The sequence below is a fragment of the Rhizosphaericola mali genome (genome assembly GCF_004337365.2).
GTDB classification, from domain to species: Bacteria; Bacteroidota; Bacteroidia; order Chitinophagales; family Chitinophagaceae; genus Rhizosphaericola; species Rhizosphaericola mali.
Genome location: NZ_CP044016.1, coordinates 1932973 through 1959747, shown reverse-complemented (window position 1 = coordinate 1959747; position 26775 = coordinate 1932973). Strand labels below are relative to the sequence as shown.

Genomic DNA, 26775 nt, shown 5'->3' with positions numbered 1-26775 from the left:
AATCATCGAAATAAAAAAGCCTTTGGAATATTAATTTCCAAAGGCTTTTTTGTTTCCGCATTTATATTAATAGTCTTTAGAATATAATGGGCCGCTTAATAAAGTTACGTAATTGGAATATAAAATCTTGCTACTATAGGTGAAGTAAGATGCAGAATTGGTTGCTTGTAAATTATAATATACAAACATTCCATACCCTCCGGTCACAGTTCTTGTGGATAATGAAGTTGTTGAAGCACCTGTTCCTGCCACTTGAACTGCAGCTGGACCCAATTTTAATTTGTCTGTTAATCCTGCAATGTTTGGAATGCTAAATACGCCATAATATGGATTCCATGCATAATCCAAGTAAGCCCCGGCTTGAATTCCTTTCCAAGAATTATTATAGGCAATAGCGCCAATATTATAGAGTGTAATTAATTTGTCGGGCATTAATTCCCTTACTCTTTTAATTAATAATACAAAAGAAGAATCATTTTCATAGGGTAATCCATTCGTGCCATAGTCTGCATACTCATCATCAAAATCGACGCCATCAAAATTATACTTATAGATAACATCCTTGATTTGAGTTGCAAAATCATTGATCGCAGAATAAGAAGTAAAATTTGTAAAACCAGCTCCTTGGTGGTTAGGTAAAAGTGTTAAAAGAACTTTTTGGCCTTGCGCTTGTAGTGGTTTAATATATTTATCTCTATTACTTATGATTGCATTTACTTGTTGATTGAAGTAAATTATTGGTTTATTAAGTGTGGCATCATAATTAACATTTGCAGCAAAAATACTTACAAAATCAAATAACATAGCTCCCGCAACTTTAGAAGTATCTGCTCCTTGTGGATAAATCTTGTAGGATCCTGCATTGAGTGGATTTACATCGTTCACCTCCATATACATAATCGTTTTAATATTTGTGGGCTTTTTTATTGGAGGATATGATGGCATTGCCGCAAATGTGACAATGATATAGTTCGTTTGAAAATTGCTAGCAATTGTTAAACCGGTTGGTACGGTAGTTTTCAATGTTAAAGGTAAAATGTATGTATTACCTGCCGTGAAGCCACTCAAATTATTGATAGATATTTTTATATTATCGGATGATTTGTTACCTTTTGAAATAGAAACGACACTGTCGCTATTAACGAATGAATATGCCGCATTTGGGAAAGGAAGATAGCTAGTTCCATGTGCAGTATTGTAAGCAGTGATCAGACTATTGTCTCCAGAGACATTGGCAATCAAATCTGCTGTAAGTGTACCAGTGATCTGAAAGTTCAATGAAACTGTATCAATATCAATAAGTTTATTCGCATTGCTACTCGCTTGATAAATATTTAAATTTATAGTATTCATTGAGCTATTTCCATTGCGCAAATAACCAAATGTGGAGTTGGCATAACTATATGCTTCATCATAGTTAATATCGTTATTGTATTCATGTTTGGAGCATGAATACAATAAAATAAATAGTGCAATTATTAAAAAGGAAAATATCCTAAGGTTTATTTTTTTCATAATAGGTTGATTTTAATTTTGTGGTAATGATACAGATACCCAACTTACAGAACTATTAGCAGTTGCGTCAAAACCGTGTCCTGTATAATCCTTCGCTATATTACCCGTACCTTCATTAAATTTCCAATAAGCTAAAAGATTAGGGGTAAGGGGATCAATTCTATATTCATATGTTTTTAATTGATCGGCGGTTCTCGCTTCTTTCCATAGTCTGCACTCACTTATAGAACCATCAAAATAACGCGTGTCATAGGATTTTCCGATAAAAAATTGTCTTCCAATAAATGAATAGGTACTTGCTGCAAAAGCAGTACCTTGTGCTACTTGTACTCCATCTACGTATAAAGTTGCAACCCTATTAGATACTACAGCTGCGATATGATACCACTGATTCGTATTTAAAGACGTTGAATTACTAATGTTATTTGACGCGGCAAATTGTAGCATTCCGGGAGATAAGCTTGCATCACCAAATCTTAATAATGCATAACCTTCTACGCCCATGATAGAACTAATAAAGGGATACGTACTTTGGAAATTATTTGCGCTTATTAATGCCTCGTAAGTAAAACTGGTAAGCCCACCAAGTAAAATTGCAGAATCACCAGTGAAATTAGGCGTGAAGAAATTATTAGTTAAAGATGCGGCAGTTTTAATTAATACAGAATTATCAATTGTATAGTATATCGTCTTAGATCCATTAATTACACCTACTCCAGAGTTGCTTTTTATAGTAATAGGTAAAATATATTTATTAGCTCTAGATAAGGTATCTACCGCATTAAATCTAATCGAAATAGTACTTCCTGATGCTAACCCTGCATTTATAACGGAAGTAGTAGAGTAGATAGTGTAGTTCTCAGTAGGTAAAATTATAAAATTTGTACCATTCATCGTATTGTAACTTTCTATCAATGATTGATCTACGGATATATCTACTTGTGTATTTTCATTAACTGGATATACGATTTTAGGTGTGAGTGTTAGTAATGCAGTATCTCCTGATCCTGTAATATCTACTGCGGTAGTATTACTGGACGTTGCTTCATTTAAATAAATTCCATTTGGCCCATTTTTAATAGAATCTATTTTATTACAAGATATCCCAATGATAAAAAGTAATATTAAAGGAATTATTTTTTTCATATACATAATTTAGAATTGATATTTATTCTCCCGAAGGGTTTAGGGTTTTTATGATATTTTTTGTGATAGTAAAATCATTATTAAAATAATCATAGTTAATGTAGAAAATTCCCATACCGCCTTTTAGACCACTCGTTGGATTCCAATTTAATAATGCTGTCGATGAAGGTATTGGTGTACCGCTTCCATTGGTATAAAACGGTATGCCTCCATATTGCCAAAGTTTATCTGAAATATCGGCTGATACACTCTTGTCATTAAAATCTGTAGTGATAATTAATTTGTCATTTGTGAATCCTGGAATTTGGGCAATTGTTGCATAGGCATTATCTACTTGGTAATACCATGAATAATCGTTGGTATTCGCAATGTAATAATTGAAATAGCTTTCCGTACCTGAAAGTAATGAGGCGGTTGTTGCTCCTTCTACTAACAAGAATTTTTCAGTATTAGAATGTGGTCCGTATAATTTGCCTAATGTATCCAAAATTCTATTGTAATATCCAGTTTGATAAGTGTAGAAAAATGATCCACAAGATGAACAATTCATGCCTTCAACATTTACATCTACTCCATCATAGCCTAATGAATTAATAGCTAATATTACAGAGTCCAATTGTGATTGGAATGCACTATCAACATTAAGCAAATAACCAATTTTATTAAACGTACTATATAAAGAATCATCCCAATTTTGTAAGTTTAGATTATATAGAACTTTAGTTCCTTTGTTTTTTTGTACACTGGATAAATCTTGCTTTTTCTCATCTGAAAGTGTATTTGAAGGATTAAGTATGCTTATAAAATCTAAACTATCAGGCAAGTCATTTAAAGTAGAATTAGCGGTAGATGTCTTATCTCCCCACTCGATCCATCCCATAACGATAGAGTGCTTGGAGGATTTATAACTTCTTAGATTCGCTAAATAAGTCTGATAAGTTTTATTATTTAAAGCTGTATTACTATCTTGGTTTAAGTTTTGTACTTGCAAAGCGCTGTAGTCCGTCCAACTCTTACTACATGAATTAATGATAATCATTAAACCAATTGCGGATAAGATTATACCTAAATATTTCATATTAATTATTTTTTGAGTCAATTATTTTTTATTCCACCAAACTTTGGTACCTCCGTTATCAGGTCCACTGAGTAGGTTAGCAACGGCTGCATTTACATTTGTACCGTTAGTCGAATATTCTGATGGAGGATATGGCATTCTTTGTACGCCTTGAGAAGTGGAAACTGCACCACCGCTTGTATTTACTAATATTGGGAATAGTTTTGGATAACCTGTACGTCTATATTCAGACCAAGCTTCCTGTCCATTAGGAAAAATAGCGATCCACTTTTGAGTGATTATTTTTTCCAATTTAATTTCGAAACTTGCAGATTCGTCCCATGCAATAGTAGCCGTACCCACGGCTGCAGTATTTTCAGAGGATGTTATTGGATTCGTATATCCTGCTGGTTTAGAGGTATTATCACTAATATAGGAAGTGCTCGAAACTCCATTTTCTGTGAAAGAATTGGTAATACCTTGTGTATAGAAACTAGCTGCAGTACCACCCATATTCCAATTTCTTGCGGCACCTTCTGCTCTTAAAAAAGAAACTTCGGATGCTTTCATCCAATACATAGGTTGTGTATTGGGGATATTGGGAGCGGATAATGAAGTGTAATTTATATCCGCTGTACCAGTGCGTACACCATAATAGTTAGTTATTCCATTTACGGTTGCTTGTGAACAATATGCGGGTAATCTAGGATCATTATAACCAGTTAGGTAGGATAGAAGGCTTGCTCCAAATCGAGTATCCTTATAATCTTGCCACAATATTGTAATTGGATTTACAAAAGTAAGACCAGCTCCGGCGCTTAATTGGGCACCATTTTTAGTATCCGTAATGACTCCAAACGAATTATTTACTGCCTGCTCCGCATATTTTTGAGCCGTTGTAGGGTCGGCATAAACGATACGCATAGCTAATCTTAACATTAACGAATTGGCATATTGAATCCATTTAGTTACATTTCCATTATAAACGGCGTCATAGTCTGGCAAAATAGTGCTATTAGCAGCAGAATATTGTGTTAATACATTGATAGCATTAGTAAGTTCTGTAAAGAAGGTATTGTAAACTGTCTGTTGGCTTTGATACGGATTAGTCAATGCTCCAGATCCTACTCCTGCATAAGGAATGGGTCCGTACATATCTGTTGCTTGATGTATCCCCGAAATTTTTACAATATCAGCTAATGCTAATAGTTCTGGAGATTTAGATGAGTCTATGTTTGATTTTAATTGGATATAAGGATTAAATACAGAGGTGAAAAGTGTATTAAAAGTCCCATCATTCCAATTCGTAATAAAATAATATGTAGTAAAGTTACTACCATTATTAAATTTATTTTCTCCGGGAGCCATATAGCCAGACCAGTTATCACTGCTTAAATTGAATGCGATTTGATAGTTGTTAGCAGGTCCTGTGGACTCTGCAGCCGTTCCTATTGGCTTTACATTTTTCTCTAGTTGAGTAAAAAATCCACCAATTTTAACGTTGTCATAGTTCAACATTTCATCTGTTGGCTGATAAGGATTTGTATTTAATTTCTCAAAGTCCTTTGTACAAGATTGAAATATACCTATAGTGATGATACTTGGCAGTATATACTTGGTAAATGAATTTTTATATAGATGATTTTTCTTCATTGTTTATCATTTAAAATTGAACTTTTACACTAAATCCCATACTTCTTAAGCTAGGCATCATGAAATAATCATAGCCTTGATAATAAGTACCTGTAGATGGTGTTAATTGTGGATCATATGGAGCTTTGTTATAAATCATCCATAAATTATTGGCAATAAATGATACAGTTGCATGTATTTTATCTTTAAATAATTGATCCGGAATTTTATAACTAAATGAAAGTTCTTGTAACCGTACATTTGTTGCATCATAAGTATAGTAAGCTAATAAGGCATCACTACCACCCACTTGTTGATAGTAGGATTGAGCATCATACAAGGAACCATTGATCTTTACACCTCCATTATCTCTTGCTTTTGCAGAAGCTTCAGATACTCCATAAGAATCTAACATCGCTTGTGTATTAGAAGTGACAATACCGCCAACGCGTGCAAACATCACCACTCCTAAACTAAAATTCTTATATCCGAAGTCATTTCTCCATCCAAGCGTATATTTAGGTATTGTAGAGCCAAGATCAACAAGTTTGTTTTCTCTTTGGAACTTGCCATCTGAACCTATAAAAATATTGCCTTTGCTATCTGTTTTCAATAACTGAGTAACATAAATGTCGCCAATTGGATTGCCTTGAATAATTCTTCCATTATTATTCGTATTTGGAACTACATAGTCTGTAATAGGAGCGGAAGTGCCATCTGGATTTTTCGCATTAGGGGCTAACTCTACAACTTTGTTTCTGTTTAACGTAAAGGCCACAGAGGTATTATAGGTAAAATCTGTATGACGAAGATTGTAACTTAATACCGCCTCGATACCTTTGTTAGATACATTGCCAGCTTGGAAATAATTGGTATACGCACCAGAAGAGCCAGAAACTTGAGTTTGTATTAATTGGTTATAAGAATTGGATTTGTATAAGGTTACATCCAAGCCTAATTTATTTTTAAACAATTTTAAATTCAAACCCGCTTCATAAGATTTTGTAGTTTCTGGTTTGTAACTGCCAAATGCTAATACCCCTGTGGTACTTACGGCTCCACCAGAAATAGGATAGGTAATCGTACCAGGTGTGATACCCAATTGGGTTAGTGGTGTCGCAACTTCTGCATAAGAACCTCTTACTTTTAAGTAAGAAATTACTTTTGGTAGATTTACCATATCAGAGATCACTCCTGATAAACCTACAGAAGGATAAAAATAATTGGATTTAGCACTATTCGTTAATCTGGAATTCCAGTCATTACGTCCAGAAACTGTTAAAAATAATCTATTCAAATATCCAGCTTCTGCTACTCCAAAAACGGCAGAGTTACCCCAAGAATCATAAGGAGATTCGATAGGTTTCCCAAGTGTTGGATCTACGTTTTGCAATGCAAATAAATTGGGTACAGTTACCAATGGGCCTGAATATCCTTTATTTGAATTTGTAACGCGCTGATAACTAGTACCCGCATTTACATTCAAAGAGAAATCATCCCATCTTTTGTTAATTGTTGCGATGACATCTGTATACGCATTTGTCAACTTGCCACTATAATAAGAATAGTATCCTTTAGATGAATTACTCGTATAATAAACTCTGTCTGTACTAGCATAAAATTTTTGTTCAGACTCTTGGTTGGTATTGTCAATACGGCCTCTCGCAGTCACGTTAAACCAAGTTGTTGGTTTATAAGTAATGCCACCAGAAAACATATATCTATTTCTAGTATTTGGAAATAGCATCCTTTCTGTAGTCCAATAAGGATTTTGAATACTTAATCCTTGGTTGCCATAAGGCCAATATTGGACGGGGAATCCTCTGGATTCATCATATCTCTCAAAATATTTTACATTATCAAAATTCTCTCCTCTAGGGAAAAGATATGTAGCCAACAATGGATTGAAATATTGTCCTTGTGCCAACATGTTTAGATCTGTTTGGCGCACATAGGTACCGCTAACGTCCGTAGTAATCTTATCGTCTAAAAACGAAGTCGTATTTCTGAACGAGAAATTATATCTATCATATTTATTATTAGGTACTATTCCTTTGGCATTTACAGCAGCTCCAGAAATTAAAGTCTGTGATTTACCTGAACCTATTGCTGCAGATACAGAATTCATTTCTTGTAAAGAATTTTGAAAAAAATCTTTCGGATTATAGTTGGATGGTGTTTCTAATTTTGAGCCCCAACTTTCAAAACTACCCGCAACATTGCCATAGGTATTTTGAAATTTTGGCATTATAAATGGACTCATAAAAGACGTCGCATTAGAATAACTTACTTTAATACCTTCTTTTGCCGATTTTTTTGTAGTAATTAAGATGGCTCCTTGTGCGGCTTGACTACCATAAAGTGCTGCAGCTGCTGGTCCACTCAATACTGTAATACTTTCAAAATCATCTGGATTGAAGTCCGCAATGCTCTCTGTACCTGACATACCGGAAAATGTACCGCTAGTAGTTCCTGCAGTTGCATTAACTAAAGGAATACCATCAATAACATAAAACGCACCATTACTTGTCTGACTTATAGATTTAGTACCTCTCAACACGACTCTAGATGCGCCACCAATACCTGATGAACTTGGATTTACCTGTATACCAGCCACTCTACCACTTAGGTTATTAACAAAATTTGCATTAGGAACTTTCGTTAGGTCATCATTACTCAATTTTTGTACATCATAACTTAGGGATTTTTCTGATCTTTTGATTCCTAATGCTGTAACTACAACGGCATCATTATTATCAATAGCTAAATGATTTAAAAAAATATTTATAGGTTCTCCATTTTTAACTATAACTTCTTGATTTTCGTAACCAATATAGCTAATTATTAAAGTGGTATTTTCTGGTACATTTAGTGAAAATTGACCACTTTCATTGGTCGCAACACCTTTTGTTGAGCCTTTTATCTTTACGGATGCACCTACTAAGGGAGTATTTGTTGTAGAATCAACAACGGAACCTGTTACTTCAATATTTTTGTCATCTTTAATAAGATTAGAACTATAAATTGCTACTTTATTGTTACTAGTAGTATTTGTTTCTATTGCTTTTTGTTCAATTCTTGAAATAAAAACATTATGATTTTCAATTTTGAATTGAAATGAAAGCGATGCTAAGCATTTCTTTAAAGCACTATTTAATGGGTCATTCTTTACATTAATAGTTACCTTATAATTCTTTATGGCATCATCGTAGAAAAAGGAATAACCTGATTGTTTTTCAATCTTTTTAAATAGGTTTTCCAAGGTAATGTTTTTCTCATTGATTGTGATATTTTGGGCTGTAGCGTGACTTAAAGTCATTTGAGCCGAAAGTGCGAAAATCAACAAGTAAAGCTTCAATGGTTTAATTTTCATATCGAGTTATTAATTGTTCGTCTAAATATTAGGTGGATATTAAAATAAACTAACGTTAGTTTATTTTTTTATTGAAAAGAAAGCAATGTTTATATAGTGCGCATATATTAAGATTTACTTATTTCAAAATTGATATGCATAAATCGTAGAGCTTCCATTGTATTGGTCAATGGGAGATTACGATTTAATTTTCCGGAATAGGTTTGATTGGTCTTATTATTTTTGATGATTAGGTTAACGTGATACCAACGGCCAACGACATTTAAAACTTCTTGTGCAGAGGCATTCTCAAAATTGATATAACCTTTTGTCCAAGAAATTAATTTAAATGGATCCACTTCTTTTTTCTTCATATCCGCTCCACTCACATCGACTTGAGCTTGTTGATTGGGTAGTAAGGTTAAATGCTTCTTTTGGTTACTAGAAATTTCCACTTTTCCTTCCACTAAGGTTGTTTTTGTATTTTGGATATCATAAGCGTTTACATCAAAATGAGTTCCTAAAACAGATAAACTTTGATTATTTGATTTTACAATAAAAGGTACTCTTTTTCCTTTCGGATTCAATACTTTAGCAACTTCTAAGTATACTTCCCCGGAACTTTTTATTTCTCTATAATCATTATTAAATACAGCAGGGAAGGATATTGATGATGATTCATTTAGCCAAACTTTAGTACCATCTGATAGTACTATCTGGATGCTTTTACCAGGAGGTGTCGCTATTTCATTCGTTTCAAAAGTCGCCCCATCTTTCCCTTTTCTTTGGTAAATTAATGTTCCATTTTTAGCAATAACAGCGTAATTGCGGCCTTGTCTTACTACAGAATTTTTAATGCTGTCAAGTTCAATTTTCTTACCAGATGCTGTTGTTAGTAGAATCTCATAATTATTCTGATGAATAGTTAATATAGATGGCTGCTTATGTGTATTTTTTTCATAAAATATAATAGAAATACCTACAACGATAATTGCACAAGCTATTTTCCAAATATTTTTGGCGTGTGGATTGGCTCGATTCCAACCAAGTTCCCATTGGATTTTCGTTAAAATCTTTTTTTTGATAAATGTAAATTTCGACGGTTGGTCTAATTCCCCATCAACATCTTGGTTCAACCACTCAGAAAGAATAAAATCTTCTTCATCTGAGATAGTTCCCAACAACTTTTTTTCAGCAAGTTGTTCTATTTTTTGTTGTGATATTTTATTATTTTCCATACTGTCATATACTTAGAGTATGGAATGGTTATGTATGCATTACAAGTGTTAAAAAAAAATAATCATTTTCATAAAATATTTTAATTTTTTCAGTGCACGAGCCATTTGCGTACGAATCGTATTAACAGAAACACCTAGTTTTTGAGCTATTTCTTTGTCTGTAAAACCATATTCTCTACTTAATCTAAAGATTATCTGGCATTTTTGAGGTAGAGTAATGATCGCATTTTCAAGAGTTTGTTGTAAAAATTCAAAATTTAAAAACTGTTCTGTTGAATTATCACGTACATACTCAGTTTCGTCAGAATATTCTATTCCTGAAATATAAGCTCTATTTCGTTTTCTTTCCGCCAGTTTTTTTAAGCAACCATAATGTACTGCGGATTTTAAATAAGTCTCAACGGTATGATTAATGTGAATATTTTCTCTCTTGTTCCAGATATTGACATATATATCATGAATTATCTCTTCCGCATCTTGATGGGAAGATAATAATACGTTGGCATTAATATATAACTTTTCAAAAGTCCTATTATACAATTCCAAATAGGCTCTTTCGTCATTATTTTGAATTAAAACAAATAATGCTTCGTTATTAAAGGAGGAATAGGTCTCTTTCATTAAATTAGTTATCTCCTATTTAGGAAATATAAATATGGCAATTGAATTCTAATGCAATTTTAAGATTTTAATTTAAAAAAATAAAAGTAAAGTGCATGTTTTTCAATAATTATTATTCCAATTCTGATTATAAGACTTATGACAAATACACTATATAAAGATACTCTGGATAATCTATTTTAGTAGGAAATACTAATTAGTTAATTGTTCTTGCTATCATCGTAAACATACCAATGATCGATACTCATTTAGATGATAGACTATTGCTCGTAGTGGGAAACTTATTTTTCAGAAGTAATTAATTTACTCAAGTCAATATAAATATAAAGCCTTCCAAAATTTTGGAAGGCTTTATATTTTTTAATCGGAAAAATTCCAGATTACAAATGTGCTTGTATTTTCTTTTCCAAAACGGATTTTGGAACTGCACCGATTTGTTTGTCAACTACTTTACCATCTTTGATGAAAAGTATTGCAGGTATTGAAGTAATACCATAATTGACGCTTACATTTGGATTATTGTCTACATTCACTTTTCCGACCTTAACGTTATCTGCATACTGTTCAGACAATTCTTCTATAACTGGTCCGATAGCGCGACATGGTCCACACCATTCAGCCCAAAAATCAACAATGGTTAATTTGCTGCTATCAAGAACTTCTGTCTGAAAGTTAGCATCTGTAAATTCCTGTGCCATAGTACTTCCTTTTTAATTTTGATATTTATATAACAAAGATAATTCCATATTGTTGATAATACCTAATTTTAACATTGGATAATTAGTATTGCTGCCAATTTGACATTATTTTAGTTATCCTAATTTTTTCAATTTTAGATTATGTCTAAATTGTAAGGGTGTAATCCCCGATTTCTTTTTAAAAAATCGATTATAATAGGAGGGGTCCGTAAATCCCAACGTGTAACATATTTCCTTTACGGTATAAGGAGATGTTTCAAGTAAAATTTTACTCTCTGTCAGCAAACGCTCTTCCAACAATTCATGAACAGAAAGTCCGATGATTGTTTTGGTAATATTGTTTAATCTTCTCGGTTGGATATTCAGTTGTTGACTATAAAACTCTACATTTTGCTTATGTTTAAAGTTTTTTTCGATCAGATGTTTTACTTTTCTGACAATTTCCTTTTCTCCATTTCTTTCTATCGTGACGATATTTTTTTGCAGATCAAAAAGTTTGTTAGCATTTAAAATTAAAATGGAAATTAAATGTGCAAATAAATTAGAGTCAGAGGACGCATTTTTGGATTCCACTTCTAATATCTGGAAGATTTTTTCAAATAAACTCGTAGTATGTTGATCCAAGTCTACAAATGGACTGTCTGCCGTATTGTCCATAATCCCATACAACTCTTCCGATGGATGATAGCGTAAAAACGTTTTGTAAATGACTTCGTCAAATAACAACAACCAACCTTCACGTTCCAAATCCAACATTTTATGAATCTGTCCTGGATGAATAAAGAACAAGCGATTGGTACGCATTTCAAATAATTGTTCGTCAATATTTTGAAATCCATGTCCCTTGGTAATCCACATCAATGTATAATGATCGTGCCGATGCGGTCGTTGCGAAAGCTCATGTACAAATTGATCAAATGGAATTAATTTGATCGGTAAGTCATTTAGTAAAAGTTGGCGAGGTACAAAATTTGTTTTGATAACCAATTATTTAGGTAAAGGGTAAATTATTTTTTGAAACTAAAAAGCCAAGGTAACAATTCTTTTTCTTTGAATGCACTATCCCAGCTATTGTGTCCAGTTTTGGGATATTCTGTGTATTTCACACTTTTGTTTTGCGTCTTTAATTCGGAGGAAATCTGTCTACCATAGTCTACTGAAATTACATTATCATCCGTTCCGTGAAATATCCAAATTGGCATTTTTTTATTGATATTTCGTTTCAATGTTATGAGATTAGTAGCACCGCAAATAACAAATGCAGAAGCAAAAATGTCCGGTTTACGTATCAAAAATTCGTACGTGCCAATGCCGCCCATGGATAATCCGCCAATATGCATTTGTTTTTTATCTATATACTTTTCTTTGGCGAAATTTTCTACCAATTGCATCAAATTGACCATAGGTTGTATCGGTTTACCATCTGGGAAAAAAGTAAGAGAAATAATATAACGTTCGTTAGGCGTTTCTACGCGACGGACTTTTGCCCAATATTCATTCGGCGGACATTGTGGTGCGATGACGATCGCATGATATTGTTCGCTCGCTTGTCTCAATAAGCTGTCTGCACCATTATTTAGTTGTTTCTCATTATCCCGACCGCGTTCACCAGCACCATGCAAAAACAATAAAAACGGATATTTTTTATCCGAATTAAAATCTTTGGGATACATAATTCTGTAGCGCAATGTGTCACCGTTAGCAACAAAACTATCTTTTAAAAATGTATCTGTAGATTGCGCATTTGCATAACAATAACATTGAAAAATGCAGTAAACGGATAATAAAATAGTTAAAATATTTTTTTTCATGGCATAATGGAAGTTAATGTCCAACCTTCAAATATCTTACATTTTTAGGGAAATGAGTAAAGTAGCAATGATTTGTTGTCAATTTTTATTTTACGTAAGAATACGCTTACCTTTATCAAATTTATGAGTTCACTGCAGTTTAAAGATAAATGGGTGCTTATTACAGGAGCATCAGCAGGTTTAGGGAAAGAATTAGCGATTCAATTGGCAAGAGATTATCATGCAAATCTAATATTAATAGCTAGGAGAGAGGGCAAATTATCTGAACTGCAATCTTTCTTAATATCCCAATACGATATTCATGTTAAATATTTGGTAGCTGATCTTTCCGTCCAAGAAGATTTGGAAAAAGTGTATCAATTTTCTATTTCCAATAATGTTTACGGAATGATTTTAAATGCAGGAGTGACTTATTTTGGAGAAGATTGCCAATTAGAATTTGCGCAAGCGAAAAAAATTATAGAGACGAACATTAATTCCGTCGTTTATTTGACACAGAAATTTGTTCAATATTTTGAAACCAAAAAGCAAGAAGGTGCATTGATGTTGGTATCTAGTATGGCTGCAATGTTTCCTGCACCTTATCAATCTATTTATTCGGGCACCAAATCCTTCTTATTTAGTTATGGTCATGCGCTTTCACATGAATTGAAAAACAAGCAATTTTCCATATCCATTTTTGCGCCAGGAGGCATGCAGACTGAAATGACAGAAGGCGATAGTTTCGGCGGTTTGCAAAAATGGTTGATGCCCGTCAATCAAGCGGCAAAGGATGCACTTGCTGGTTTTGCGAAAAGAAAATATACAATACTTCCAGGTTGGCAAAATCGAATAGGAGCAAAGTTCATGCGCTTATTACCATTAAAGTTTTTGGGTAATCAGATGGAAAAAGTGTATAAAAAATCCTTAGATAATTCCAAATAATAAATTGTCTCTTTTGGTGTAATTATTGCGTAGTTTTAGGAAAAAAATCTTGAAAAATACTAGTTTATACTTTTGGGGTGTATTCATATTTTATTTCATATTTATACATCCCTGCATCATATATTATAGTGGGAGCAAAAAATCTATAGCAATGCTTGCTGCCGCAGATCCCTCACAAGCAATTTTATTACTCTATATTTCCATTTTTTTGTGGAGTTTTTTCGCTGGATTTATAATTTATCAACTTCTTTTTGTTCCAATATTGAAAGCCAAAAATTTTCAATGGCTTCAAAAAAATGGAGCGACTAAATTGGCCTCTATTGTTGATGTAAAACCTATTGGAAATACATCATCAAATTCATTAGATATTCAATTTTGTGTAGAAAATTTTAGTCAAACTTTAATCAAAGATCATATTATACTAATTGATGATGCTCCAGACGCCCATAGATTTGACAAAGGAAATACTGTCTATTTGAAATTAGATCCCAACTTATCGCATCCTCCTAACGTTATTTTTCAAGATTCAGAGTTTAGTAATAATTATAGTAAAATCGTTTTACGCTTATTATTTAGTTGTGCGATTATAGCCTTGATAGTTTATGGTTATAGTGTAGCCTATTCTTATGAAAGTCAAGAACTAGGTTGGCGTTTTTTAGAGCTTTTTCATCCTTTAATATTGAGCCCATTGATAGGTGTTTTTGTAATAGGATTATTTTATTTTGTATTTAAAAAGGCATTCAAATTAGGTAAAAATGTAGAGCTTTTGTACAAAGGTATTCGCTGTAAAGCGGAAGTGCTTTCAATTCACGAAACAGGAACAAAGATTAACAACGCATACAAACTGAAATATGATATACAATTTACAGATGTGAATAGTATCCTACATCGTGTAGTTTTGTCTAATTTAGTTTCGCCTATTGATATGGGAAATGTTAGAAATGAACGAACTATAGAAATTTTTTACCTGCCAGATAATCCCCAAAAGGCTGAGTTCGCAAATGTTGTTGAGCGCAATTAAATGAAGAAATACATGTTAAAAAAGAATTTTATTTTAATTGTTATAGGATTATTTGCCATCGGCATAATCCTCCTCAAATTTTGTTTTTCTGAAACTTTATGGGAGACCAAAAATGTAAATATAAATGTCTCAGATATTACAAATTCGATAAATAAATCTGAATCTACAAATAATTTAAATTGGTCAGATTCGAATGTTTTGAATAAAATACAGCAAAATTTTATGGCTATCGCTGGATGTGAAGGAAAAGAAGTTATGGTTGATGAAAATATTCATTTCTATGAAGACGGTATGATTATGTTGACGATTCAGAATTGTAAGAATGTAGACTATTTGGATGCTTACACTTATGAAAATGGAAAATGGAGCGATCCCTCGCCCGTTCGGACCTCTATTCATGACAATTGGAAAAGTAACTTATTTCCACTGAGTGCTGTGCGATTTGGAACGGTTGCAAAAGTGATTGCCAATTACAACGACAAAGCACAACAAATAGTTGGTGCTGAAAAAATTTCGCATGTTTATATAGTTAATTTGGGAAAATTGACTTGGTATCCTAGAAGTATTGACGGTACGAGAGAATCCTATTCTATTGAATTTGATTTGAATGGTGATATAAAGTCTTTTCAGAGAGATTAATGTACTTTTTTTCGACTTCTTTTATTATTTCTAAAAATCCATTTTCGCATTACTATTAGTCCATTCAACCTTTTTCTTTTACTTAAATAAATAGGAACGCACATAGTTACCATTATAGAAATGGATGCAGAGGTGCCCAATGCGCCGCCGTATCCTTTGAAAAAATGACTAGAATTTATATAAATAATTCCAAAAATAAATCCCGCAAATCCAACTAACCTAAAATGTTGGAGTGCTCGTGAAGAAACCATACCGACAAAGGATGCTCCTATAAAAGCAACGGGAATTTGGTTGTAATAATCAGTTGGTATGCTACTTTTGAATAGGGAAAATAATATACCTACCATTAAGGATAACAATGCGGAAGCTCTTACTGCGCCTTGTTTGCGATGCTCACTTAAGTAAAATGTGCTGATCGCACTGAGCATACTTACGATTACTATGACAAAATTGAGTAACATCAGATATGCAAAATATAATATAAAAATGAAGCAATCGTAACACCTACAAATGCCAAGGTTCCTAATTTACCTCCCACGCCTAAGAATAAATTTTTGGAAAGTAATAATAATACACCAGTAAATATGCCTGCTGCAATAATAAAACCAATATTTTTCGCAATGTTGACACTAGACATGCCGACAAATGTTCCACAATAAATCGCTACGGGTAATTTAGATAAATAATCAGATTTTTTATTCAAATTAGGTAAAAAAGACGCTAATGTACCTGTTATGCCAGCCGAAATAACAATTTCTAAATGTAAATAAGTATGCAAACTATAACAAACCACCGCGCCGATTGGTACCCAAATAGCCACTAAAATATCTTCGATATCATGTTCGTGATGATGTAACGGTGCTTTTAAATAAGCAATGAGTAACAATGCCGAAATACCAACGATGAATAAAATGGCTTGCCATTTCTTATGTTGATAGTTTTCCAAACCAATCATTGAAAGAAATAATATTTGGAAAATTAATAGCAGAAATATAACTATAAATCTTATTGTTTTATTCATTATTTAAATGCGTGCACAAGATTTTAGTGTGTAGTGGCTTTCTTTTTTCTTGAAAATGCTATGATTAAATAAATCAAGAATGGCAAAATTAAACAACTTCCGATTAATAAGGCCCAAGCTAAACAATTTATCGTCTTATCTGCACCATGATCTTTTAGCAAAGACATAGAACTTCCATCTTTTAAATAAATAAGATATGGAAAATGTCCTTCCGTTCCGGCAACTAGAAATAAACCAATCTGAGACGCAGCCAAGAATCTGATAAAATTAAACTTGTTTTTTACTAAAGAAAAATATACCAAACACATACACAAAACGGATAGTAAAACCGAAATCGTACCAATGGGACTTTTATAAATCCAATTGATAATGGGTAAATGTGAATACATACCTACTGCAAATACGAGTATAGCACTTAGTATGACAAATAGCATCATTTGTTTTGATTTTCTTATCAATACTAATTGCGTGGCGGATTCAATTGCTGCGTCTTTAATAGCATAAATAGCAGCTAGATATGCGCAACAAGCAGAGGTAAATATCCCTACGGAAATATTGAATGGCGTCAACCAACTATACACATAACCTTCCAAAAAATTAGTTGGGTGCGTGTTAATACTTCCAGAGACCGCGCTGCCTGCAACAATTCCTAAGAAAAGTGGCGTTAAAAAACTTGCATAGATAAATATTTTAGAATACAATTTTTCCCAATTATCATTGATGACGTCATAATGCCGAAAGGTATAGGAAGTGCCACGTGCAATAATTCCGAGCAACATGAGTATAAGTGGAATGTGATTATAGGTAGACATCAGACTATACATCTGTGGAAACCCTACAAACATAATAACTACAAAAATTATTAACCACATGTGATTGGCTTCCCAGACGGGTCCCATCGTACTATCCATAATCTGGCGCACTTCAATCTTATCGCGTTTGTTGAACGTAAGTAGCTCCACAATGCCTGCGCCAAAATCGGCTCCACCAAACAATAAATAAAGGCAGATGGACAGCCAGAGAAATCCTATGACTATATATAACATGATACTTTATTTTTTCGGTGAATAATTTGGATCTGTAGTATCGTATAGTTTGGGTACCATTTTTATTTGTCGTTTTAGCAACATAATGATAACCGCACCTAAGGAAACAAAAACGCCAGAGAATAAATAAAATGAATATTGCAGACCCGGCATTGGCGTGACTGCGTCTTTTGTTCGCATAATCCCATAAATAATCCACGGTTGCCGACCAACTTCCGTTACTGTCCAGCCAGCTTCAATGGCGATAAATCCAATAGGTACTGCGTATATAAACATTTTATAAATCCAATTTTTATCTTTCCAATTCTTCTTCCAAGTCAATGACGAAATGTAAATCACAGCAATTAGCATCATTAATACGCCAAAAAAAATCATCGTTTGAAAAGCATAATGAACTATGGGAACGGGAGGCCAATCTTCTTTTGGAATTTTATCCAAACCTTCTACAGGCGTTTTGAAATCAGAATAAACAAGAAAACTCAAGACTCCAGGAACTTTAATGGCATAATGGATAGTCTCATTTTTTACATCAGGAATACCACCAATGACAAATGGCGTATAAGGTTCTGTATGGAAATGTGCTTCCATTGCTGCCAATTTCGCGGGTTGTCTTTTAGCGACATCTTTTGCGGAGCGGTCGCCACTTAATGGTTCTAATAATGCGGCAATTACTGCAACGATTGCTGCGATTTTAAATGCTTTTTGATGAAATGAAACATTTTTTTTACGCAAAATCATCACTGCGTGCAGACCTGCAACTGCAAATCCTGTAGCTGCAAAAGCGGCGATTGTCATGTGCAGTGCTTGCTCAAACCAAGCAGCGTTGAACATCGCTTTCCAAGGATCTATATTTATATATTGGCCGTTAATATAGTTAAATCCTGATGGTGCATTCATCCAAGCATTGGCAGCAAGTACCAATATTGCTGACGCAACGCCCATTAAACCAACTAGTAAACCACAAAACCAATGAAACCATTTATTAAATTTATCCCAACCATATAAGAAAAAACCAAGTGCAATTGCTTCAATAAAAAACGCCGTACCTTCTAATGAAAACGGCATACCGAAAATAGGTCCTGCGTGATCCATAAATTTGGGAAACAATAAGCCGAGTTCGAATGACAACATCGTACCTGAAACTGCACCGGTAGCAAATAATATGGCAACACCCTTGCTCCATGCTTTAGTCAACCCTTTGTAACTTTCATCACCGCTTTTCAGATATTTATAATGTGCAATTGCCATAAAAAATGGCATCACCATAGAAATACATGAAAAAATAATGTGAAACGCTAATGAAAGCGCCATTTGTGAACGAGCGGCTATAAAATCATTCATAACAAATGAGTTTAACTTATTAATAAATAATTACTTACGTATATTATCCTTTTTCTTTTATAATATGCAAGTTGCGCCCTTTTTCTCATAAAGCACCATTCAAATATATTATCATGATGCAAAGTTTTAGTTATAATACAAGCAAATTCTTTATGTAATCTTCTAATTTTTCAGGTTTGGTTACTGGTGCGAATCTTTTTATAGGTTTTCCATTTTGATCTATTAAAAATTTAGTAAAATTCCATTTGATTTTGTTGCCAAATGTACCGGATAATACCTTTTTCAAATATTGAAAAATAGGAGAGGCGTTGCTTCCATTCACTTCACATTTTTGCATAATTGGAAATGTAACGCCAAAATTTAATTGGCAAAAACTGCTTGTGTCCGCATCCGATTCAGGATTTTGATGCATAAATTGATCAGATGGAAATCCCAATATTTCCAAACCTTTATCCTTGTATTTTTTATACAAATCTTCCAAACCTTCCAGTTGCGGTGTAAAGCCACATTTGGTTGCAATATTGACAATCAAGACGATTTTTCCTTTCAATTGCTCAAATTTAAAATCTTGATTATCAGATAATTTGCTAGACAGTTCGTAAAACAATGTTTCCATATTGTAAATATAAAAAAATGGAGACTTTTTGTTACAAAAGCCTCCATTTTTATTTATAGTTTAAGTGATTTATAATATAAAAGCTATTTAACTTTTGTGACTAGATTTATTTTATCCTCATTCGTTGACATCCCATGAAAATCAGAAAGTTTGTAGTTTTTATTTAATTCATCAAATGTGACCTTTTTTGTATCGTTAATAGTAATGTGAGAAAGTGCAAATTCCATATTGTCTGGCGTTAGTGTAAGATAGGATCCCGCATTATCAGCAATATAAATTGTACCGTCTTTTATCGATGCTATTTTTCCATTTTTTATCATATCTGCTATGATTTTTTCAGTTTTTAACGCTTTAATCAAACCATTGTGTATTGAGTTGTAGTCGTTTTTAGGAGAGTTGGCAAAGCTACTATTGGGTCCGATATTGGAGGTGTTAGGGGATAATTGGAAGTTAGCGATCATAGAGGCGTTCATATTATCACCATAACTATAACCAGACTTTAGAGTTTGATAATTGTTCTCTGAAATATTTATTTGGACGTATTTTAACCCATTTTGAATTTTTCTAGGAAATTCTAAAAAGTAGTATCCATGATTATCTGTTTTTGTAAATGCTGCAATACTATCTAATTTGATAATGGCACCTTTTACCGGTTTTTTAGTTAATGCGTCCAATACAATTCCTGCTATTTGGATTTTATCTGAAGGCTGCTCTTTTTTTCTAAAAGAGAGTAACAGAATTCCAATTAAAGGAAGGATAAATACAATACGCCAAAGGTGGATTTTGGAGGTTTGATTTTTGTTCATCATAGAGATTCGTTTTTTGAGTGAAGAAATATTGAAATTGTTGGTAAATGAAATTTGAGATTGATTAGAATTATGTAATAGCGTATTGAGCAAGAGGTATTGATATTCTTTTTTATTGATCTTATTTTTCAATACATTTTTATCTGCCAAATATTCCAAGTTATCTCTAGTTTCTTTTTTTAGTAACCATACAAATGGATTGAACCAATTCAGTACGATCAAAATTTCCATCCAAATGGTATCTATGCTGTGGTGGTGTTGTGCGTGCGATAGTTCATGTAGCAAGATTTGGTGTTGTTCTATTTCTGTTAGTTTACCATCACCAAGGAAGATTTTGCTTCCAAAGGAAAATGTGGAACTTTGTTTATTGAGTTTATAAATGCGAATTTTTTCAAATGTGTCAATCAACTGCGCATTTTTAGTGATATTTTTTAAGGAAAGAATTATTAAAACAAATCTTACTAAGAAAGCGATACATCCTAGTATTACTAGGTAAGTAATGAGAGAAGAAATTGAAATATGATCATTAGATGAGTTGGATTCGTACACAGGTTGACCTTGTGGTATGGTCGGAATCTTTTGTAAATATTGAATTGCAGTTTGCTCGCTATTTTTTTGTAATATGTTTAATGATAGAAATGGTATCACAAAAGCAGAGATGGTTCCGAAAAATAAGAAAAATCTTCTTTGATTAAGAAAGGTTAATTTTTGTAAAAATGCCATATAAAAAGTAAAAAGAAGACCGAAGGAAATTAACCATTTCAACAATAGTTGCCATGTTATGAAGTTCATATTCGCAGGTTTTATCTTTTAGAATTATTTTTCATTTTCAATATTGTCTATTATCTCTTTTAGGTCATTGGCTGAGAGTTTCTTTTGATGGATAAAGAAGTTTACTAATTCTTTATATGAATTGGAGAAAAATCCTTGTACAACACCGTCGACATAATCTTTTTTAAATTTGGATTCTGTCATGGATGGTGTGTATAGATAAGTATTGCCTATTAGTTTAGCATTGAGAAATTTTTTCTTTTCTAAATTTTTTACGACAGAAGCTAGCGTCGTATACGGCGTATCGATATTTAATGTTTCCATTACTTGTTTAACCGTCCCTTCTTTTAATTTATAAAGAGAAAGGATAATATTGATCTCTTGTTGATTTAGACTTTCCATATCTACTTGTTTTTTGTAAATCTACGAAGTATTCGTAACTAAACAAAAAAATAATACGATAATTTCGTAGATAATTTCATTTGTATAAAGAGTCTTTAATTATAAAGAATATACATAAAAGAAAACCGCGCAACATTTAATTGTTGCGCGGTTTTCTTTTATGTAAAATAGTTATTAGATCGCGTCGATCACACTATTTAATGTAGTACTTGGACGCATTGCTTTTTCAGCTTTTGCATCATCTGGTTGATAATAACCACCCACATCTTGTGGTTTGCCTTGTGCTCCAATCAATTCTTCGTTGATTTTTACTTCTCCATCTGTCAATGCTTTTGCAATTGGTTCAAATGTAGCTTTCAAGTCTGCATCTTTGGTTTGTTTCGCTAATTCTTGTGCCCAATACAATGTCAAGAAGAAATGAGATCCACGGTTGTCGATCTGCCCAACTTTACGTGCTGGAGATTTGTCATTTTGTAAAAATGTTTCTGTCGCCGCATCAATTGTCTCCGCTAAAATCAATGCTTTAGGATTGTTCTGTGTTTGACCAAGATGCTCGAAAGAAGCACCTAATGCCAAAAATTCACCCAAAGAATCCCAACGCAAATAACCTTCTTCCAAAAATTGTTGTACGTGTTTAGGAGCAGAACCGCCCGCACCTGTTTCAAACAAACCGCCACCTGCCATCAATGGAACGATGGACAACATTTTAGCGGAAGTTCCTACTTCTAATATTGGGAATAAATCTGTCAAATAATCACGCAATACGTTACCTGTTACTGAAATCGTATCCAAACCTTGACGTATACGTTCGAATGATTTTTTACTTGCTTCGGTTGGTGCAAGGATAGAAATATCCAAACCCGTTGTGTCGAATTCAGGTAAATATTTTTCTACTTTTTTGATAATTTCCGCATCGTGCGCACGATTTTTATCCAACCAGAAAATCGCTGGTGTATTAGACAAACGTGCTCTTGTTACTGCCAACTTTATCCAATCTTTAATTGGCGCATCTTTGGCTTGGCACATTCTGAAAATATCCTCTTTTTCTACTGGTTGTTCGAATAAAACATTTCCGCTTTCATCAGAAACTTTGAAAGTTCCTTCTGTTGGAGCTTGGAAAGTTTTGTCATGCGAACCGTATTCTTCGGCTTTTTGCGCCATCAAACCTACGTTTGGTACAGAGCCCATAGTGCTTGGATCCAAAGCGCCATTTGCTTTACAATCATCAATTGCAGCTTCGTAAATACCAGCGTAAGAACGATCAGGAATCAAAGCTAAAGTATCACGTTCTGCACCTGTTTTGTCCCACATTTTACCGCCGATACGAATCATTGCTGGCATAGACGCATCAATGATCACGTCAGATGGAACGTGTAAATTAGTTATTCCTTTATCTGAATTAACCATTGCCAAATCAGGACCCGCAGCTATTTCAGCATCGATAGCAGCTTTTACTTCTGCTTCTTCTGGTTGACCTGCTATTTTTGCATATACGTCACCCAAACCATTTTTGGTATTGACGCCAAGTTTTTTAAATAAATCTGCATATTTTGTAAATACATCTTTAAAATAGACTTCTACGATCGCGCCGAACATGATAGGATCGGAAACTTTCATCATGGTCGCTTTCAAATGTGCAGATAACAAAACACCTTCCGCTTTTGCCACTTCTATTTGCGTAGCGACAAATGCTTTCAATTTGGAAATGCTCATAGTAGAGCTATCAATCACTTCGCCCGCCTTCAATGGAGCGAAATCTTTCATTAAAGTAGTTGTGCCATCTTTAGCCACAAATTCGATTTTGAATTTGCCCGCATTTTCAATTGTCAAAGATTTTTCAGAACCGAAAAAATCACCATCCGTCATAGATGCAACTTTTGTTTTGCTATCTTTTGACCATGCTCCCATTTTATGTGGATGTGCTTTAGCGTAATTTTTAACAGCTTTTGGTGCACGACGATCAGAATTTCCTTCACGTAAAACTGGATTTACGGCAGAACCCAAAACTTTGGAATAAGCAGCTTTGATTGCTTTTTCTTCGTCCGTTTGTGGATCTTCCGGGAAATTAGGGACTGCGTAACCATGTGCTTGCAATTCGGCAATCGCACCTTTTAGTTGAGGTACAGACGCAGAAATGTTGGGCAATTTGATGATGTTCGCATCAGGTTGCAAAGTCCATTCTCCTAATTCGGATAAGATGTCTGCGACTTTTTGGTCGTCATTTAGATAAGTAGGAAAATGAGCCAAAATTCTTCCGGCAAGAGAGATATCTTTTAATTCAACATCGATACCTGCAGTGCCAGCAAATGCTTTTACAATGGGCAAGAAAGAGTACGTCGCTAATAAGGGCGCTTCATCAGTTTTTGTATAAATAATCTTTGACATAAAAATTGTGTTTTTTGCAAAACAATTTTTGTTAGAAAATACGACTCAAATCGATCGTTTGTTATGCGATAAAGGTAAAGCAAACAATAAAAAAAATGAAATGATAATTTTTAAATTTGAGAAAGGTTAACATTATAGGTTTTACAAATACATTTTAAGAATTAATTTCCCGATTATGTAAGTACAATTTAAAGCATTTACATTTTCTTGCAGCCTCAATTAATTTAAAACATAACCACTTTACTGCATGAAATTTTTATTTGCTTTTATAGCAACCATTTTTATTTGTACGTTTATCTCTACTGCACAAGCCCAAGACTCTTTAATTATCCATGGAATAGTATATGATGAAAATGGTAATGGTCTACCATTTACAACAATCAATTTGGATAATCAGCATCAGAGTATAGTATCAGATTCTCTTGGAAATTTTAATTTTAGGACTTCCATAGGTATGCATTTATTAAAATTTATTTGTGTTGGATATAATGAATTTAGCGAACGATACAATTTTAAAAAAAATGAAGAAAATCACTTAGAAATCACATTGGATCCCAATATCTCTAAAATGCAAGATGTTGAGGTTATTGGAAGAAAAGAAAAAAGTTATCGAAGCTCTTCTTCATTTGTCGGTACAAAAACATCTACACCTATTAAGTTAGTGCCACAATCTATTAGTTATGTAACAAAAGAAACATTAGACGATCAATTAGCATTTAAGACAAGTGATGCCATAAAAAACATTAGTGGCGTGAACCAATTTTCCTATAACAATAACGATTTTGTGTTACGTGGATTTAGAGCAAGTAATACATTGATTAATGGATTACGCATATCTACTAGAGGTTGGTCTCAAAATTTACTTCCATATGTGGAAAGAGTGGAAGTTATAAAGGGACCAGCATCGGCATTATTTGCTAATACAGATCCTGGAGGAACAATAAATACAGTTACTAAAAAACCATTGGATAATGCTCGTAAATCAATTTCTTTTGTTACCGGAAGTTATAATACTTATAGGATGACTACAGATTTTACAGGGCCAATGAATCAAAATAAAACATTATTATATAGATTAAATTTAGCTTATCAAAATACTCAATCATTTCGTGTATTACAAGATGCAGAAGCGTTTGTAATCGCACCATCTTTTTCTTTTGTCCCCAATGAAAAGACAAGAGTTAATTTTGACTTAGTGTATCAATACAATAAAGGTCGACTGGACCGAGGTCAACCTATTTTTGGTGCATCGGGAGGTACGGATTTATACTCCACACCGGTTTCTTTTGCAATAGGCAGAAAAAATGATTTTCAAAATGAGCTAAATTTATTTTCAACAATTTCTTTGCAACACCAGTTATCCAAAAATATATCTTTTAATGCCTCTTATTTGAAATCAATGTATCAAGAAGATTTGCTTGAACATCGTACAAATAATAAATATGCTGTGGATTCTTTGGGAAATGAAATTCCAACTTTAATGGGGATGTCTACCATAAGAAGACAAAGGAAAAATTATGTTGATAATCTTACTGCATATTTTAATTTTAATTTTGAAACTGGTCCTTTTGAACATAATATTTTGGTTGGATATGATCATATTCAAGAGGTTTTTCCTTTGGGTAATTCGACTTATAATGCAAGTGGGTTCTTGAGTGCAGATGGGAAGTCTACAATAAGTTCTTTTAATCCAAAAAAGCCCGAACTATATCAGTATAAAAATGGTATTCCTGTTCCTAATGTACCCTATTTTGATTTGCAAAATCCAGATTATTCAATTTCCGAAATTTCTAGATACATCAATGTCTCAGCTATGGAAACGCCATCTAAATATTTTGTAAATGGCGTTTATTTACAAGAACAATTAAGATGGGGCAATCTGCGTGCATTGATTGGATTTAGGCAAGAGTTTTATACAGATGTAGAAAATTATACTAAAAAAGCGGAAAAAAATATTCAACAAAAAGCATTTATTCCAAGATTTGGTTTAGTTTATACTCCGATTGAACCAGTTAGTTTTTATGCGACTTATACCCAAGGTTATCAACCACAAACTGCAAGTATAATAGGGGATACTGCTACTTATGGAGGACCGTTTGATCCGTTGAGAAGCAAAATGATTGAAGGAGGTGCAAAAATGGCATTTTTTAATAATAAACTTTCTGTTACTGTGGCGGCTTATAGGATTGAACAAAATAATATTTTGGTAAATGGCAATATTCCCGACAAGCCAGATGGACTAAGGCAAATAGGACAGCAAGTTGCTAAAGGTTTTGAATTAGAAACATACGGAAGTATTAATAGAAATCTGAACATTACTGCGAACTTTTCCTACAATATTGCAAAAGTAACGAAGAGTGACAACGAAGAAGAAGTAGGGACCATTATGCCAAATGCGCCGAAGAGTCAAGGAAATATTTGGGCAAAATATAATGTTTCAAAGGGTTATTTCAATGGTTTAGGTATTGGGTTAGGGGCAAACTATGCAACTAAAAGAAATACGAATAGTGCGATTTTAGTTTTACCTTCTTATTGGATTGGTAATGCTGCATTGTATTACCAAATTGACAAATTCAAAATCCAAGCCAACTTTAATAATATTCTAAATAAAACATATTGGGTTGGAGGATTTGATTTTAATAGATTATTCCCAGGTATGCCTAGAAATTATATGATCTCTATTGGCTACACATTTTAATTGAAAATACAAAAGCGTTAGATAAATGAAGTTCT

Annotated in this window: 22 protein-coding genes; 4 read left to right on the top strand and 18 right to left on the bottom strand. The window is 33.3% G+C overall.

Translation table 11 applies throughout. From position 1 onward, the window contains the following. Positions 1-66: 66 nt before the first annotated feature. The 10 genes from E0W69_RS08425 to E0W69_RS08380 form a co-directional block, all read right to left on the bottom strand. The gene (locus E0W69_RS08425; RefSeq protein WP_131329645.1) at positions 67-1515 is read right to left on the bottom strand and encodes a BT_3987 domain-containing protein; all 1449 of its coding nucleotides are present in this window, start codon (positions 1513-1515) and stop codon (positions 67-69) included. Positions 1516-1527: 12 nt separating this feature from the next. Beyond that, on the bottom strand, positions 1528-2661 hold the full coding sequence (locus tag E0W69_RS08420) for a DUF1735 and LamG domain-containing protein (RefSeq protein WP_191968010.1): 1134 nt from the start codon (positions 2659-2661) through the stop codon (positions 1528-1530). Between the two features lie 22 nt (positions 2662-2683). Continuing rightward, positions 2684-3739: a glycoside hydrolase family 18 gene (locus E0W69_RS08415; protein ID WP_131329643.1), complete on the bottom strand. Its 1056-nt coding sequence runs from the start codon at positions 3737-3739 to the stop codon at positions 2684-2686. 21 nt (positions 3740-3760) lie between these two features. Further along, positions 3761-5371, bottom strand: coding sequence for a RagB/SusD family nutrient uptake outer membrane protein (locus E0W69_RS08410; protein WP_131329642.1), 1611 nt, complete (start codon positions 5369-5371; stop codon positions 3761-3763). Positions 5372-5381: 10 nt separating this feature from the next. After that, positions 5382-8723 carry a SusC/RagA family TonB-linked outer membrane protein gene (locus E0W69_RS08405; protein ID WP_225321454.1) on the bottom strand — a complete coding sequence of 1114 codons (3342 nt, stop codon included), beginning with the start codon at positions 8721-8723 and terminating at the stop codon, positions 5382-5384. Between the two features lie 107 nt (positions 8724-8830). Then, entirely contained in the window at positions 8831-9940 is a 1110-nt protein-coding gene (locus E0W69_RS08400; RefSeq protein ID WP_131329641.1) for a FecR family protein, read from the bottom strand. Positions 9941-9988: 48 nt separating this feature from the next. Next, entirely contained in the window at positions 9989-10561 is a 573-nt protein-coding gene (locus tag E0W69_RS08395) for an RNA polymerase sigma factor (RefSeq protein WP_131329640.1), read from the bottom strand. A gap of 380 nt (positions 10562-10941) precedes the next feature. Beyond that, complete coding sequence (trxA, locus tag E0W69_RS08390; RefSeq protein ID WP_131329639.1) at positions 10942-11259, bottom strand: thioredoxin; 318 nt, start codon at positions 11257-11259, stop codon at positions 10942-10944. A gap of 114 nt (positions 11260-11373) precedes the next feature. After that, complete coding sequence (locus E0W69_RS08385) at positions 11374-12246, bottom strand: helix-turn-helix domain-containing protein (RefSeq protein ID WP_131329638.1); 873 nt, start codon at positions 12244-12246, stop codon at positions 11374-11376. 20 nt (positions 12247-12266) lie between these two features. Next, complete coding sequence (locus tag E0W69_RS08380) at positions 12267-13070, bottom strand: carboxylesterase family protein (RefSeq protein WP_131329637.1); 804 nt, start codon at positions 13068-13070, stop codon at positions 12267-12269. A gap of 123 nt (positions 13071-13193) precedes the next feature. On the opposite strand from E0W69_RS08380, the gene E0W69_RS08375 reads away from it, so the two are divergent. The 3 genes from E0W69_RS08375 (at position 13194) to E0W69_RS08365 (ending at position 15654) form a co-directional block, all read left to right on the top strand. After that, complete coding sequence (locus E0W69_RS08375) at positions 13194-13994, top strand: SDR family NAD(P)-dependent oxidoreductase (protein ID WP_131329636.1); 801 nt, start codon at positions 13194-13196, stop codon at positions 13992-13994. A gap of 151 nt (positions 13995-14145) precedes the next feature. Continuing rightward, a complete protein-coding gene (locus E0W69_RS08370; protein ID WP_131329635.1) occupies positions 14146-15015 on the top strand; it encodes a hypothetical protein in 870 nt (289 codons plus the stop codon). A 12-nt stretch (positions 15016-15027) separates the two neighbouring features. Then, positions 15028-15654 (top strand): hypothetical protein, encoded by a 627-nt coding sequence (locus tag E0W69_RS08365; RefSeq protein ID WP_131329634.1) that lies wholly within the window; start codon positions 15028-15030, stop codon positions 15652-15654. On the opposite strand, the gene E0W69_RS08360 is transcribed toward E0W69_RS08365, so the two are convergent. From E0W69_RS08360 to E0W69_RS08325, 8 genes are all read right to left on the bottom strand, one after another. Next, positions 15651-16115, bottom strand: a complete 465-nt coding sequence (locus tag E0W69_RS08360; protein WP_131329633.1) for a hypothetical protein — start codon at positions 16113-16115, stop codon at positions 15651-15653. The genes E0W69_RS08365 and E0W69_RS08360 overlap by 4 nt on opposite strands. Beyond that, a complete protein-coding gene (locus E0W69_RS08355) occupies positions 16115-16675 on the bottom strand; it encodes a hypothetical protein (protein WP_131329632.1) in 561 nt (186 codons plus the stop codon). The genes E0W69_RS08360 and E0W69_RS08355 overlap by 1 nt, the downstream gene beginning before the upstream one ends. Before the next feature lie 23 nt (positions 16676-16698). Beyond that, a complete protein-coding gene (locus tag E0W69_RS08350) occupies positions 16699-17721 on the bottom strand; it encodes a cytochrome d ubiquinol oxidase subunit II (RefSeq protein WP_131329631.1) in 1023 nt (340 codons plus the stop codon). Between the two features lie 6 nt (positions 17722-17727). After that, positions 17728-19062: a cytochrome ubiquinol oxidase subunit I gene (locus E0W69_RS08345; protein WP_131329630.1), complete on the bottom strand. Its 1335-nt coding sequence runs from the start codon at positions 19060-19062 to the stop codon at positions 17728-17730. Positions 19063-19192: 130 nt separating this feature from the next. Further along, positions 19193-19678: a glutathione peroxidase gene (locus E0W69_RS08340; RefSeq protein ID WP_131329629.1), complete on the bottom strand. Its 486-nt coding sequence runs from the start codon at positions 19676-19678 to the stop codon at positions 19193-19195. An 83-nt stretch (positions 19679-19761) separates the two neighbouring features. Next, positions 19762-21276 carry a M56 family metallopeptidase gene (locus E0W69_RS08335; RefSeq protein ID WP_131329628.1) on the bottom strand — a complete coding sequence of 505 codons (1515 nt, stop codon included), beginning with the start codon at positions 21274-21276 and terminating at the stop codon, positions 19762-19764. A 24-nt stretch (positions 21277-21300) separates the two neighbouring features. Next, on the bottom strand, positions 21301-21657 hold the full coding sequence (locus E0W69_RS08330; RefSeq protein WP_131329627.1) for a BlaI/MecI/CopY family transcriptional regulator: 357 nt from the start codon (positions 21655-21657) through the stop codon (positions 21301-21303). 174 nt (positions 21658-21831) lie between these two features. Beyond that, a complete protein-coding gene (locus E0W69_RS08325; RefSeq protein WP_131329626.1) occupies positions 21832-24042 on the bottom strand; it encodes an NADP-dependent isocitrate dehydrogenase in 2211 nt (736 codons plus the stop codon). Positions 24043-24289: 247 nt separating this feature from the next. Between E0W69_RS08325 and E0W69_RS08320 the strand changes: the two genes are divergently transcribed. Then, positions 24290-26740: a TonB-dependent siderophore receptor gene (locus tag E0W69_RS08320; RefSeq protein ID WP_131329625.1), complete on the top strand. Its 2451-nt coding sequence runs from the start codon at positions 24290-24292 to the stop codon at positions 26738-26740. The last annotated feature ends 35 nt before the right edge of the window (positions 26741-26775 follow it).